We start from the raw sequence: 13,011 nt of genomic DNA, 5'->3' as shown, positions 1-13,011 counted from the left end.
TTGTTGCGTGCATGGGCATCATGAGCAAAATCCTCAGTGGAGGTGACAACCACACGACTGAGGACTATGTCGAACTCGATCTAGATGACTTCGACACCGCTCGCGGCGAAGCGGGAATGAGCGTTCGAATTGCTACTATTGGCGACAAACAGGACGTCGTCAGCATCAAGGACGCCGTCTACGACGGCGACCTCGTTATTGCGGACATCACGCGACACACGACCTCCGACAGTACGATGGAACACATCGTAGACGACCTCCGACAGGTTGCCGAGGAAGTTGACGGTGATATCGTCCAGAAGGGTGACGACCAAATTATCATCACTCCGACGGGCGTCGCCGTTAGCCGCGAGAAACTCTCGTAGTTCGTCTCGTACCTCCTCCCGAGGCACCTGTCTCAATGTGTTAAACCACCGCAACCGATGGCTTTAGCCGTGCGCTTCCCGTACCCGGGCGTAGATGAGCAAGGACTTTATCGAGGTACGGGGTGCCGAAGAACACAACCTCAAAGACCTCGACGTCCAGATTCCTCGTGAAGCGTTCACCGTCGTTACTGGTCTTTCGGGGTCGGGCAAGTCGTCGCTCGCCTTCGAGACGATTTACGCCGAAGGCCAGCGACGGTATATCGAGTCGCTGTCGGCGTACGCCCGTAACTTCCTCGGGCAGATGGACAAACCGCAGGTGGAGGCCGTCGAAGGTCTCTCGCCTGCGATCTCCATCGATCAGAAGAACGCGGCGAACAACCCCCGTTCCACCGTCGGCACCGTCACCGAACTGCACGACTATCTCCGCCTCCTGTACGCTCGCGTCGGGACGCAGTACGACCCTCTCACGGGCGAAGAGGTCGGCGAGCAGTCCGCACAGGACATGGTCACGCAGATTCTCTCGCTTCCTGACGGGACGAGAGCGAAAATCGTCGCTCCCGTCGTCCGCGACCAGAAAGGGGCGTTCGAGGATCTGTTCGACGAACTCGTCGCCGACGGCTACGCCCGCGTCGAAGTGGACGGCGAAGCGTTCGATCTCACGGTCAACCGACCGGATCTCGACAAGAACTACGACCACACCATCGACGTAGTTGTCGATCGGGTGAAGATTCGACCCGAAGACCGGTCCCGTATCGCAGACAGCGTCGAGACGGCGCTGACGGAGGCCGACGGCGTGTTGAAACTCGTCGTCCCCGACCCGCCGGAAGACGTGCCGTTCGGCTCGAACACGCGTTCGACGGGTGATCTCGCGGGCGAGGGCGACGATAGACTCGTCGTCCAGTTCTCGGAGGAGTTGGGGAACCCGAACTCCGATTTCCAGTTTACCGAGATAGAGACGCGGTCGTTCTCCTTTAACAGCCCGCACGGTGCGTGTCCGGCCTGTGAGGGCCTCGGGCAGACCAAAGAGGTGGACGAGGACCTCGTCGTTGTGGACTCCTCGAAGCCGGTCAAGCACGTCTTCGAACCGTGGTCGTACAACCGCTCGTACTACCGCACGCGAATCGACTCGGTGGCGGCTCACTTCGACGTCTCCGTGGACACGCCGTTCGAGGAGTTAGACGAGGACGTGCAGCGACAGTTCCTCTACGGTACCGACGAACAGGTCGTGTTCAAACGACAGACGCGCAACGGGACGCGCCGGAAAGAAAAGCGCTTCGAGGGTGTTATCCCGAACCTCGAACGCCGCCACGTCGAGACGGACTCCGACTCGACGCGCGAACACATCGAGGACTACATGGCCGTCACCACCTGTCCGGACTGTGACGGCACGCGTCTGAAAGAACAATCGCGGCACGTCCTCGTCGCCGATACGTCCATCACTGAAGTCAACCGAATGAGCATCGGCGACGCGCTCGAACATTTCGAGGGGCTGGAAGCCGAACTCGACGAGAGGGAGCGCACCATCGCCGAGGAGATTCTGAAAGAGATCCGCGCCCGTCTCGGCTTCATGGAGGAAGTGGGTCTCGAATATCTCACACTCGACAGAGAGGCCTCGACGCTCTCGGGCGGCGAGAGCCAGCGGATTCGTCTCGCAACGCAGGTCGGATCCGGTCTCGTCGGCGTCCTCTACGTCCTTGACGAACCTTCTATCGGGCTCCACCAACGCGACAACGACCGCCTGTTGAACACGCTCGAAGGACTCCGCGACCTCGGAAACACGCTCATCGTCGTCGAACACGACGAGGAGACGATGCGCCGCGCTGACAACGTCGTGGACATGGGTCCCGGTCCGGGCAAACGCGGCGGCGAAGTCGTCGTACAGGGAGACTTCGACGATATCTGCGCGGCTGACGACTCTATCACTGGCGACTACCTCTCGGGGCGCAAGGAGATTCCCGTCCCCGACGAGCGCCGCAGTTCCGAGAACTTCCTCACCGTCCGCGGCGCGCGGCAACACAATCTAAAAGATCTCGACGTAGAGCTCCCAATCGGGCAGTTCACCGCCATCACGGGCGTCTCCGGATCCGGCAAATCCACGCTGATGCACGAGATTCTGTACAAAGGTCTCGCGCGGACGATGAACGACAACACCTCCGTCCACCCCGGTGATCACGACGCCATCGAGGGCATCGAGCATATCGAGACGGTTCGCCTCATCGACCAGTCACCCATCGGCCGGACGCCGCGTTCGAACCCCGCGACGTACACCGGCGTCTTCGACTACATCCGCGAACTGTTCGCGGAGACCAAACTCTCGAAGCAACGCGGCTACGAGAAGGGTCGCTTCTCGTTCAACGTCAAGGGCGGCCGGTGTGAGGCCTGCGGCGGGCAGGGGACAGTGAAGATCGAGATGAACTTCCTCTCGGACGTGTACGTGCCCTGCGAGGAGTGCGACGGCGCGCGCTACAACGACGCCACACTCGATGTGACGTATAAGGACAAAACCATCTCTGACGTGCTGGATATGGAGGTGTCTGAAGCCCTCGAATTCTTCGAGTCGAACTCGCAGATTCGTCGCCGTCTCCAACTGCTCGAAGACGTCGGTCTCGGCTACATGACGCTCGGACAGCCCTCGACGACGCTCTCGGGTGGAGAGGCCCAGCGCGTTAAACTCGCAGAGGAGTTAGGCAAAAAGCAGGCGGGCGACACACTCTATCTCTTGGACGAACCGACGACGGGCCTCCACAAGGAGGACGAACGAAAACTCATCGAGGTTCTGCAACGCCTCACTGATAACGGCAACACCGTCGTCGTCGTCGAACACGAACTCGACTTGGTGAAAAACGCCGACAACATCGTTGACCTCGGTCCAGAAGGCGGCGAGAACGGCGGCGAAGTCGTCGCCACCGGCACGCCCGAGGAAGTTGCGCGAGTCGAACAGTCGCACACGGGACGGTACCTCCGTGACCTCCTTCCCGACGTAGAGATCGACGGCCCGCGCTCGGACCGCCGCAAACCCGCCAAAGCGGCGAGCGACGACTGACACATCCTGTCACCAGTCGTTTTCGCTTATCATTCTGTTTTCTTCCCGTTCTCACGACCGAAAGACAGAGACCTGTCGCTATTTATCCGAACGAAAAGACACGTCGCCTCTTATCGGAGAGCAGAGACACGTCGCCTCTTATCGGAGAGCAGAGACACGTCGCCTCTTATCGGAGAGCAGAGACACGTCGCCTCTTATCGGAGAGCAGAGACACGTCGCCTCCTATCCGAGGGAGACTCACGTCGCTGCTCATCTGGTGGCTGGATTACTCTACGACAGCGAGAAGCATTACAGCCGCGGAGAGCGAGATAGCAAGCGAGAAGATGCCGACGCTCTTCGTTGCCGTGACGGTGTTCGACCCTGCGGCGGCCCCCACCTCAACGGAGAGCAGGAACCCCGCCAGCCAGAACCCGCCAACGACGAGTCCACACATCCCGAGCGCGTATCTCGCCGTTACGTTCGCAGACATATCTCGTTTGTCAAATTGGAAGACAATGAATCTGTGCAACTGATTTTCGAAATAGATAATTCCGGTCGGCTCGTGACAGGCGGCTACTACTCACACAACTGTCAAGTTACCTGACGTGGTAGGTGTACTCGTGACTATCTGTTACGTCGGGATGCGCGGGGGCGTTCTCGTCGCCCACGGTCCCGGAGACGACTCACCGGCCGCACACCGGAAGTTCGACGGCTACGACGTGGAGTGTCTCGAATCTGCCGACGCAGCACCTGCATGCGCGTTCTGCGGAACGTTCAATACGGGACTCCATCGGACGGATGATGCGGGCGAAACGTGGCATCGCGTTGGCAAAGATACGCTCCCGAAGTCGGTGACAAGCGTCGCTGTCTCCCCGCACGACGCCGAGGTGGTGTACGCAGGAACGGAACCGAGTGCGGTGTTTCGGTCGGACGATGCGGGCGAGACGTGGACCAAACTCAACGGTCTGACCGACCTGTCCTCTGCGTCCTCGTGGTCGTTCCCGCCGCGGCCACATACCCACCACGTCCGGTGGATCGAACCGGATCCTCACGATCCCGACCACCTGTACGTCAGTATCGAGGCGGGTGCGTTAATTCAGACACACGACGGCGGTGAGACGTGGTCGGATCGCGTTCCGTCGGCCCGCCGAGACACACACTCGATGGCGACGCACACGGATGCCCCCGACCACGCGTGGGCAGCAGCGGGCGACGGTTACGCTGAGACGTCCGACGGCGGCGAGACGTGGACGTATCCGCAGAAGGGCCTGAATCATCAGTACTGTTGGAGCGTCGCCGTAGACGCCGCTGATCCCTCCCGTATTCTCGTCTCTGCCGCGCAGAGCGCTCGCGTCGCGCACAACGTTGACCACGCGGAGTCGTATCTGTACCGGCGTACGGGTGACGAGACGTGGGAACAACTCGGTTCGGGGATTCCCACGGGGTCGGGTATCGTCCGCGCTGTCCTCGACCGCGGGCGCCGCGGTGGTGAGTTCTACGCCGTCACAAACCGCGGTCTGTACCGGACGGGTGACGGCGGCGACTCGTTCGAACGCGTCGGCATCGACTGGCCGGACGCATTCGAACGACAGGTCCCGAGCGGACTCGTCGTCGTTCCGTCCTCGGCACCCTGAGCAAATCTGGGAGCTATCGTTTCAGGCCTTGACACTCGATTCGTTCGCGTGTCGTCGTCGCAGTCGCCGTTCCGCGTCTGCGGCGAGCAACGAGAGGACGAACGGAAGGAGCCAACAGACGGCGTACAGCGACCCGAACGACAACTGCCCGCCGGCTGGTGCAACGAGGACGAGTCCAACCCCCGTCCCGATGACGCCGGCAGGTGAGAGTCGCCCTGTCTTGAGAGCGACGTAGATGGGCACCGCCCCGAGGAAAACGAGACCGGTCGTGACCCAGACTGCAAGGCCGACCGTGGCGGGTTCTAACGAGTGGAATTGGAGTCCGGAGAAACCGATGACGATAGCGGCGTGGAGGACGCCGACGGAGAGAGAACCGACGCCCGTCTCGCCGTCGAGGGCGTCGTTCACCCGAGGATGCTTGAGAGCGAGGTGTTCAACCACAGCGAGGGAGAGGACGACAGTTCCGGCGAGGGCGACGCCGACCAGAAAGTCGAAGACGATGAGCGATTCGGGTTCGACACCTCTCGGTCCGGGACCGACGCGCGGGCCGAACCCAACCCACGGGACGAGTAACAACAGTACGGTGGTGATTGGGAGTGGCGTGAGCAGTCCCCGGCGGTGCCCGACGACAACCAGTAATCCGATAGCGGCCAATAGCACGATGTACAGGAGGACCGTTCGTGGGTCGTTCACCACTCCCGGACGGACGCGGAGACTGAGGAGATAACTGGTGAACGCGACGGGTGTGAGGACGGCGGCGAGGGGGGCATCCCGGCGCATGTTGGATTATTTTCGATCTGTTGACTTATCATTTCGGCTCTGTGTCAACTCCTGCGCTCGTTCCGATGCTGTGCAGACAAAGAAGGTATTTGTTCGACCCCGAAGAACGCCGTAGTAATGTACGACTTCGCTGTCGTCGGCGTCGGACCTGCAGGCGCACGGTTCGCCCGCCGGGCCGCCGAGGCGGGATACGACGTCGTTGCCTTCGAGAAAGGTGAGGTCGGAACGCCACTGGCCTGTTCCGGCCACGTCAGCACCGATATCTGGGCGTACGTTCCCGACGAAGCCAAAACGACGCTCTTTCAGAACCGAATTTACGGTGCAAACTTCCACGTCGGCGGCCCGAACTCACGTGACTACCCGTTCTACAAGAACGAGGAGGTGTCGAACGTTATCGACCGGGTCGAACTCGACCGAACGCTCGCAGCGTGTGCGCGAGACGCCGGTGCCGACGTGCGCGAACGACATACAGTCACGAACGTCGAAGAACGCCACGACGGCGTCGAACTCACCGTCTCCGCGGGTGGTGACGAGCAGACGATCGAGGCGAAGATGGTCGCCGGATGTGACGGCCCCGTCTCGCGCGTCCGTCGGCAGGCCGGACTGGACGAACCCGAGGAGATACTTCACGGTGTCCTCGCGTTCGACGAAGCCCCTGACGACAGCGACTTCGTGGACGTACATCTCACTGTCCCGCGCTTTTTCGCGTGGCGCATCCCGCGCGGCGACGCGGGTGTCGAGTACGGTCTCGCCGCCCCACCGGGTGCGGAGGTCAACGAGATGTTCGACGTACTCACGGATGCCTACGACGTGGAGACGACGCACTTCTGTTCGGGCGGTATCCCCATTGGCCCGCCCGACCGCGTCACCACGCGCCGGGTGTTCCTCCTGGGCGACGCCGCCGCACAGACAAAACCGTTCACCGGCGGCGGCATCCTCTACGGCATGACCGCCGCAGACTGCGCCGTCGATACCATCGATCCCGACGACCCGGCGACGCTCCGAGACTACGAGTCGGCGTGGCGGTCGGAACTGTCGCAGGAGATCGCAATGGGCCATTGGATCCGCCGCGCGTACTCGCTGCCCGAACGTGTCCAACATTTCGGACTGCGGTCGCTCTCGGGTGAAATTGGCGTCCACATGGACAAACCGACGTCGTTCTTCTCGCGGGAACACCTCACAAAGCTGCTCGGTCGCTGAGAGCGAGACTCAACCGCTGTCAAGTCGCCGCCGCCAAGTTGCCGCCATCAAGTTGCTTCCGTCAAGTTGCTGCTGTCAAGCCACCGCCGGCAAGCCGTTACTCGCTGTCGGGATAGGCCGGAAGTCGCCGCGAGGTATCGCTCCCGTCCACAAACGGTAGCGAAACCACGTCCGCCGTCACCTCTTTTTCATCGACGCGAACCTGCACCGTCGAGGCGTCTTCATCGAAATCGAGGAGTGCGAGGGCAATCGGCGATTCTAGCATCGGACTTTCGACGGCACGCGTGACCTCGCCGACGGACGAATCGCCGTTGAAGACCGCCGCGCCGGATTCTGGAAGTGCTTCGGGGCGGAGACCGACGAGACGTTGACTCGGCCGACCGCGGTTTTCTACTTTCGAGACGACTTCCTGTCCGACGTAACAGCCTTTCTCGAAGTCGAGCGCGTTGCGAAGGCCGAGGACGTTCGGCACGCGACCGACTAACTCGGTGTCGAACAGGGGCGTTCCCGCCTCCGCAGTGAGCATGTCCCACGTCGCGTAGCCGAACGGCACGGCGTTCATTCCGTTGGTCAGGAGCGTGTCGAATACGTCCGCGGCGGCGTCGGCGGTGCAGACGACTTCGTAGCCTTCCTCACCCACGAGTCCGTCGCCTGCGATGACTGTCACGCCAGCGTTGCCCATCGATCCGCGGACGAACGAAAGCGCCGGTTCGGGCGCGGCCGCACCGTTGAGGACGCTCGCCACTTTCTCGGTCGATTGGGGACCGTGGACGCCGAACACGCCGAAGTCAGCGGTGGCATCGCGGATCGACACGTCTTGGATGAACACTTTCTCCGACCAGTCTTCGACCAGCGGTTCGGCGCGTTTGGGCGGTGTGAAACAGAGAAGCCGTTCGCCCGCGTTGTAGACGTACATGTCCGTCTCGATACGGCCCTGTGGGTCCAACAGGAGGGCGTAGACGCCTTCGCCGTCGGCGTCGGGCACGCGGTTCGACACCGCGTTGTCTACGAATTCGATTCTGTCGTCGCCTTCGACGACGACGACGCCGTAGCCCATCTCCATCACCGCCGCGCCGTTGCGGACGGCGCGGGTGGTTCGTTCCGGTCGGCCGTAGTCGCGGACGACGCGTCGCCCCGCGCGCGTCTCGAACGTCGCGCCGTACCGCTCGTGCATCTCCTCTACGACGGTCATTACCTCCGTATCTATTCTGGGGGGTGAAAACGTCCGCGTCATGCCCCGGCGTTCGCCGGATCCCTACAATCCAAACCGGTCCCGGATGGCGTCGATGAAACTCTGTTCGTCCTCGGGTTCCTCGCCGGGGTCGGGCACGACGCGGTCGTCGGGTAAGATTACGACTCGGTCCTCGCCGCTATCGACGGTAATGAGTCCGTCCGACTTCAGCGATGACAACGCCTCCTCGATGGTATCGATGTCGGCGTCCACGGCCGCGCGCAACTCGAAGACGGTCATTCCCTCTTCGGCCCGATCAACGAGTGCGTCGAGGACGGATACCTCCACGTCCCGCCGATTTCGAAACTCCCGCCGCGCTCTCATGTTCGCTACATCGTCCGCACTCGGTTTATAGTGTCCCCTGCGCGTGCTGACTATTGTCACTGTCATTCGTGAGCGGGCGTCTGCCGAGCGTCGGACAACGAGGGGGTACATTTTAGTCGCTGAGTTTCCGAAAAGCGGGTAATGGGACTCAAGTGCCGTCTACTCGGGCATCAGTACGGGGACCCCGAGATAGAACGCGAACGCGAGGAAAACGGCGATGAGGTCGTCGTTACCATCCGGGAGATTCAGGTGTGCCAGCGATGCGAGGACGAACACGTCGTCAGCGAGAACAAAGAGGTCACTTCTATTCGGGACCCCCAAGACGTGGGACTGGACGAAGCGGCCGAATCGGAGGCGGCAGACCCCGTAACCGCGACCGAGTCTTCGGCCGGACCCGAGACGACGGACAACACGGGAACGTCTGCCAGCAGTGCCGGAACACCCGCAAGCGGTGCGGGAGTGTCCGCTAACAGTGCTGGAGCGTCAGCTAACGGTTCCGAGATGCCCGCTGACAACGCCGGAGCGCCCGCAAACGGTTCCGGGGTCCCTGCCAACGATACCGGGACGCCTGCCGACGACGCCGGGACGCACATCGCCGAGGCCGAACCTGACGACGCAACGGTATCCTCGCCCGTGGAGGACGCGGACGGACCTGAAGCGGCCGAAGCGTCGGGCGATACCAGTTCGGAGTCCTCGTTCAACGATGACGACTTCGAACCGCCGGAGTCACCCGACGAGGACGACGCGGTCATCCTTGACGACGAGGCGACCGAACGGGACGAGACGCAGTGGCCCGAAGAGGCGGGTCCCGACCCGGAGATGGCGGCACGAGAGTCCGCGGCGATAGAGAACGACGAACCAGTCGAAGCTGACGACCCCGCGCCCGAGAACGTTACTGACGACGCTGAGTTCATCGACGCTGACGAAGAGGAGATCTCGGAGTCCAGTCCTGACCGCGGTCACGGCGAGTGGCCGGAACGCGAGGATGTCGCCGACGAAAACACGACGTGGCCTGTACAGGACGGCGAAGACGAAGGATTCGCGGCCGAACCGTCAGACGGTGTCCCGGCGGACGTGTCCTTCGGTGGACTCACGCCCGAGTCGAACGGGCAAGCCGCCGATTCCGACGCGGACGAAGAAGAGTACATCACGGCCGGTGATACCGATGGATTCACTCGTGCGGAGCAGCAGGACGAACTCCAGTCGGACGTTCCGGACGACCGGATCGAGTTCTACTGTCCTAACTGCGGTCACGCCCGGACGGCGGGTGCCTCGTCGATGCGCGCGGGCGACATCTGTCCCGAGTGCAAGCAGGGGTACATCGCCGAACGAAAACTGTAGGCGACGACCGCCACACTTGTAAACCGCTTATAGGCGGCGCGAGACGCTTTTATAGGGCATAAGAAGCGACGAGGGACGAAACAGGTAAACCGTCGCCTGTCAAATCACGGGCCATGAAGGAGTACAAGATGCGTCGTGGTGAGACCCTCGATGACCGAGTTCCGGACATGGAGTCGTACGTCGAGGAGATGTTCGGCACGATTACCGGGACCGAGGAGTACAAGGGAAGCGACCTCTACGTCGTCGGTGAACCCTCGAACCCTGTCTTCGAACGCATCATCGCTGGCGCTGTGAAGTACAGTGGCAAGAAGGACAAACTCGCCGTCGAGTTCACCGAGCGCGACCCGACGGAGCTCGGCCCCGACGAACTCGAAGCCGCGGGGGAAGCCGTCGATGCGAAGAACACATTCCTCCTCGAAGCGACCGGACGCGACGCGAAGTCCCGCCGTGACTCGCTGAAACGCTCCGTCGAAGACGATGCACCCGACTACTGAACGGTACTTCTCTTCCGTGCGAACGACTCTCGTTCGCTAGGTCGGTAGCGCCGCGTACCGCTGATTCGATTCGTCACAGTGTCTCCGGGAGCCATCCGCCGTCGATTTCGACGTTCTCGCCGGAGATATAGCCCGAATCCTCGTGGCAGAAAAACGCCACCGCGTGCGCGATATCTTCGACGGACGCCCACCGGCCGCGCGGCGCGTCTTCGGGGAACTCATCGGAGGTATCCACCACGTACGGCGAGACGGCGTTGACCGTCACGCCGTCATCTTGTGTATCCGCCGCGAGCATCCGCGTGAACATCAGGACGCCCGTCTTCGCTACGAAGTACGGGAAGTTCTTCGGGTAGACGAGCGCTTTCTCGCTCCCAGCGTAGCCGATGTTGACGATGCGTCCCCACGACTGATCGCGCATCCCTGCGAGGGCACGCTTCGAGCAGAGAACGGTCCCGTAAAAGTTCGTCTCGATGATGCGTTTCCACGTCCCGAAGTCGATCTCTTCCCAGTGTACCGGGGCGAAGTCACCAACGTTGTTCACGAGGAGGTCCACCGTCCCCAACTCGGCTTCGACGGCGTCGAACATCGCGTCCACGCTGTCGGGATCAGTCACGTCCCCCTGAACCGTGGTCGCGGCTGGCGCGCCAAGTTCACGGGCTTCTGCGGCCGCCTCGCGGGCGGCGTCGTCGCTCGTGTGGTAGTGAACCGCTACGGCGGCACCGGAGGCGGCAGCGCGGAGCGCGATAGCCCGTCCGACCCCGTGCGCGCTTCCAGTCACCAACGCAACGCGGCCGTCCAACTGTGGAGAGAGCATACCAGGTGGTCGGTTGGCGCCTATATATTGTTGTCCGCCTCGCTATCTGTGGTTCGGAGTAACTGATCCCCTGTCACAAAGCAAAATACATAATGATAGCATGTGACGCACTCTGTGAGTGACTAGTCTCGGTCGCGCGGACCAAATTTTCATTCGGATTTGAGTAAAACAGTCGCTACAGTTAAGGGAACGGAGAGTCTTCTGTGCTGTATGGCGATAGAATCCATTCTCTTAGCTGTCGGACCGGGAGATGCGGACAGGCTCGAACGACTCGCAGACGAGACGATAGACGTTGCCGGACCGACCGGCGCTCGTGTCGTTCTCGCTCACGTGTTCACACGCGAGGAGTACAACTCCGCGCTCGACAACCTCGATTTCGACACGACGGCCGACGAGGTATCCGCCGACGACGTCGCGATGCGACATTCGACGATTCGAGAGTTGGTGGATACACTCGACGAGGCGGGTGTCGAGTACGACATCCGTGGGCGCGTCGGCGACCACGGCGAGTCAATCGTCAGCCTCGCAAACGACGTAGACGCAGACCGCGTCCTCGTTGGCGGTCGGAAGCGGTCGCCTGCCGGGAAAGCTGTCTTCGGGAGCGTCGCACAGGAAGTGATGCTCTCTGCACCCTGCCCGGTCACGTTCGTCAGAGCTGACACGAAGTGAGCGTCCCTGACGCGCTCGATTCCGCGGGTCTCTACTCTCGTGTAAAACACGTACTCGGATCCGTGTGAGAAACCTCTTAGTTAAGTGCCGGGCAAACACGTATCCGTATAATGGCCTACTACGTGGGTGTCGACCTCGGGGCGACTAACATCCGCGCGGTCGTAGCCGACGAAGACGGAACTGTCATCGCCAGCCGTAGCGATGGAACGCCTCGTGGTCCGACGGGAATTGCGGTGACGGAAGCGATTCTTCGTGTCGTCCGCGAGACGTGTTCGGAAGCGGGCATCAGACCCAACCAAGCCGTCGCCGCAGGCGTCGCTTCCATCGGTCCGCTGGACTTGGCCGAAGGTGCCGTCGAAAACCCGGCGAACCTCCCCGATACAATCGACCGCATCCCGCTTACGGGACCGCTGTCAGTTCTCCTCGACACCGAACGTGTCTACCTTCATAACGACACGAACGCAGGCGTCATCGGCGAACGATTCCACTCGGAACGGAACCCCGACGACATGGTCTACGTCACCATCTCGTCGGGTGTCGGCGCGGGCGTCTGCGTCGATGGTAACGTCCTCTCCGGATGGGACGGTAACGCGGGCGAAGTCGGGCATATGACGCTCGACCCGCAGGGACTCCTCACCTGCGGTTGTGGACACGACGGACACTGGGAGGCGTACTGTTCGGGCAACAATATCCCGCGCTACGCCGAATTTCTCTACGAGGAAGACGACGTGGAAACGTCGCTTCCGATTGACGATCCCGACTTTTCTGCGGCCGACGTGTTCAACCACGCCGAAGACGACGAGTTCGCCCGTTACGTCGTCGATCAGGTCGGCCACTGGAACGCGATGGGCATCGCCAATATCGTCCACGCGTACGCCCCACTCACAATCTACGTCGGCGGTGCCGTCGCCCTCAACAATCCAGACCTCACTTTGGACCCGATCCGCGAACGGATGGACGAGATGGTGATGGTGAACGTCCCACAGATCGAGTTGACGACGCTGGGTGACGAAGTCGTGGTGCAGGGAGCGTTAGCGAGTGCGATGACCGGCGGGACCGGCGACCGGTCTCGTCTGTAGGACGGGACGGCCCGTTGGTTGCGAGACGACCACCTACTTCTGTTACCTCCTTGGCGGC

13 protein-coding genes are annotated in these 13,011 nt (G+C 61.8%); 8 read left to right on the top strand and 5 right to left on the bottom strand.

What is annotated here, in order from left to right; all coding sequences use genetic code 11:
* Positions 1–11 precede the first annotated feature (11 nt).
* Positions 12–365 (top strand): cell division protein SepF, encoded by a 354-nt coding sequence (locus HBOR_RS13525; RefSeq protein WP_006056198.1) that lies wholly within the window; start codon positions 12–14, stop codon positions 363–365.
* A gap of 94 nt (positions 366–459) precedes the next feature.
* Complete coding sequence (uvrA, locus tag HBOR_RS13520) at positions 460–3,408, top strand: excinuclease ABC subunit UvrA (RefSeq protein WP_013440700.1); 2,949 nt, start codon at positions 460–462, stop codon at positions 3,406–3,408.
* A 265-nt stretch (positions 3,409–3,673) separates the two neighbouring features.
* Here uvrA and HBOR_RS13515 read toward each other — a convergent pair whose 3' ends face one another.
* The gene (locus HBOR_RS13515; RefSeq protein ID WP_006056201.1) at positions 3,674–3,877 is read right to left on the bottom strand and encodes a hypothetical protein; all 204 of its coding nucleotides are present in this window, start codon (positions 3,875–3,877) and stop codon (positions 3,674–3,676) included.
* Between the two features lie 151 nt (positions 3,878–4,028).
* Between HBOR_RS13515 and HBOR_RS13510 the strand changes: the two genes are divergently transcribed.
* A complete protein-coding gene (locus HBOR_RS13510) occupies positions 4,029–5,021 on the top strand; it encodes a WD40/YVTN/BNR-like repeat-containing protein (protein ID WP_006056202.1) in 993 nt (330 codons plus the stop codon).
* 21 nt (positions 5,022–5,042) lie between these two features.
* On the opposite strand, the gene HBOR_RS13505 is transcribed toward HBOR_RS13510, so the two are convergent.
* Positions 5,043–5,801, bottom strand: a complete 759-nt coding sequence (locus tag HBOR_RS13505; RefSeq protein WP_006056203.1) for a hypothetical protein — start codon at positions 5,799–5,801, stop codon at positions 5,043–5,045.
* 117 nt (positions 5,802–5,918) lie between these two features.
* On the opposite strand from HBOR_RS13505, the gene HBOR_RS13500 reads away from it, so the two are divergent.
* Complete coding sequence (locus HBOR_RS13500) at positions 5,919–7,001, top strand: geranylgeranyl reductase family protein (protein ID WP_006056204.1); 1,083 nt, start codon at positions 5,919–5,921, stop codon at positions 6,999–7,001.
* Positions 7,002–7,098: 97 nt separating this feature from the next.
* On the opposite strand, the gene ygfZ is transcribed toward HBOR_RS13500, so the two are convergent.
* Together ygfZ and HBOR_RS13490 are read right to left on the bottom strand one after the other, a co-directional pair.
* On the bottom strand, positions 7,099–8,193 hold the full coding sequence (gene ygfZ, locus HBOR_RS13495) for a CAF17-like 4Fe-4S cluster assembly/insertion protein YgfZ (protein WP_006056205.1): 1,095 nt from the start codon (positions 8,191–8,193) through the stop codon (positions 7,099–7,101).
* A 63-nt stretch (positions 8,194–8,256) separates the two neighbouring features.
* Positions 8,257–8,556 (bottom strand): DUF6432 family protein, encoded by a 300-nt coding sequence (locus tag HBOR_RS13490; protein ID WP_006056206.1) that lies wholly within the window; start codon positions 8,554–8,556, stop codon positions 8,257–8,259.
* A gap of 141 nt (positions 8,557–8,697) precedes the next feature.
* On the opposite strand from HBOR_RS13490, the gene HBOR_RS13485 reads away from it, so the two are divergent.
* Positions 8,698–9,897 carry a DUF7093 family protein gene (locus HBOR_RS13485; protein WP_006056207.1) on the top strand — a complete coding sequence of 400 codons (1,200 nt, stop codon included), beginning with the start codon at positions 8,698–8,700 and terminating at the stop codon, positions 9,895–9,897.
* Positions 9,898–10,010: 113 nt separating this feature from the next.
* Positions 10,011–10,391 (top strand): DUF5611 family protein, encoded by a 381-nt coding sequence (locus tag HBOR_RS13480; protein ID WP_006056208.1) that lies wholly within the window; start codon positions 10,011–10,013, stop codon positions 10,389–10,391.
* Between the two features lie 73 nt (positions 10,392–10,464).
* Here HBOR_RS13480 and HBOR_RS13475 read toward each other — a convergent pair whose 3' ends face one another.
* Positions 10,465–11,205: an SDR family NAD(P)-dependent oxidoreductase gene (locus tag HBOR_RS13475; protein ID WP_006056209.1), complete on the bottom strand. Its 741-nt coding sequence runs from the start codon at positions 11,203–11,205 to the stop codon at positions 10,465–10,467.
* 210 nt (positions 11,206–11,415) lie between these two features.
* Between HBOR_RS13475 and HBOR_RS13470 the strand changes: the two genes are divergently transcribed.
* A complete protein-coding gene (locus HBOR_RS13470; RefSeq protein WP_006056210.1) occupies positions 11,416–11,874 on the top strand; it encodes a universal stress protein in 459 nt (152 codons plus the stop codon).
* Between the two features lie 110 nt (positions 11,875–11,984).
* Positions 11,985–12,953 (top strand): ROK family protein, encoded by a 969-nt coding sequence (locus tag HBOR_RS13465; RefSeq protein WP_006056211.1) that lies wholly within the window; start codon positions 11,985–11,987, stop codon positions 12,951–12,953.
* Positions 12,954–13,011 lie beyond the last annotated feature (58 nt).

The organism is Halogeometricum borinquense DSM 11551 (genome assembly GCF_000172995.2).
Taxonomy (GTDB): domain Archaea; phylum Halobacteriota; class Halobacteria; order Halobacteriales; family Haloferacaceae; genus Halogeometricum; species Halogeometricum borinquense.
This window is presented reverse-complemented; position numbering and strand designations above follow the sequence as displayed.

Bases quoted from the DNA above. Each gene is read 5' to 3' on its own strand.
- HBOR_RS13515 (WP_006056201.1), bottom strand. From the start codon at position 3,877: ATGTCTGCGAACGTAACGGCGAGATACGCGCTCGGGATGTGTGGACTC.
- HBOR_RS13525 (WP_006056198.1), top strand. From the start codon at position 12: ATGGGCATCATGAGCAAAATCCTCAGTGGAGGTGACAACCACACGACT.
- HBOR_RS13480 (WP_006056208.1), top strand. From the start codon at position 10,011: ATGAAGGAGTACAAGATGCGTCGTGGTGAGACCCTCGATGACCGAGTT.
- HBOR_RS13470 (WP_006056210.1), top strand. From the start codon at position 11,416: ATGGCGATAGAATCCATTCTCTTAGCTGTCGGACCGGGAGATGCGGAC.
- HBOR_RS13475 (WP_006056209.1), bottom strand. From the start codon at position 11,205: ATGCTCTCTCCACAGTTGGACGGCCGCGTTGCGTTGGTGACTGGAAGC.
- HBOR_RS13490 (WP_006056206.1), bottom strand. From the start codon at position 8,556: ATGAGAGCGCGGCGGGAGTTTCGAAATCGGCGGGACGTGGAGGTATCC.
- HBOR_RS13510 (WP_006056202.1), top strand. From the start codon at position 4,029: ATGCGCGGGGGCGTTCTCGTCGCCCACGGTCCCGGAGACGACTCACCG.
- HBOR_RS13465 (WP_006056211.1), top strand. From the start codon at position 11,985: ATGGCCTACTACGTGGGTGTCGACCTCGGGGCGACTAACATCCGCGCG.
- HBOR_RS13505 (WP_006056203.1), bottom strand. From the start codon at position 5,801: ATGCGCCGGGATGCCCCCCTCGCCGCCGTCCTCACACCCGTCGCGTTC.
- HBOR_RS13500 (WP_006056204.1), top strand. From the start codon at position 5,919: ATGTACGACTTCGCTGTCGTCGGCGTCGGACCTGCAGGCGCACGGTTC.
- ygfZ (WP_006056205.1), bottom strand. From the start codon at position 8,193: ATGACCGTCGTAGAGGAGATGCACGAGCGGTACGGCGCGACGTTCGAG.
- HBOR_RS13485 (WP_006056207.1), top strand. From the start codon at position 8,698: ATGGGACTCAAGTGCCGTCTACTCGGGCATCAGTACGGGGACCCCGAG.
- uvrA (WP_013440700.1), top strand. From the start codon at position 460: ATGAGCAAGGACTTTATCGAGGTACGGGGTGCCGAAGAACACAACCTC.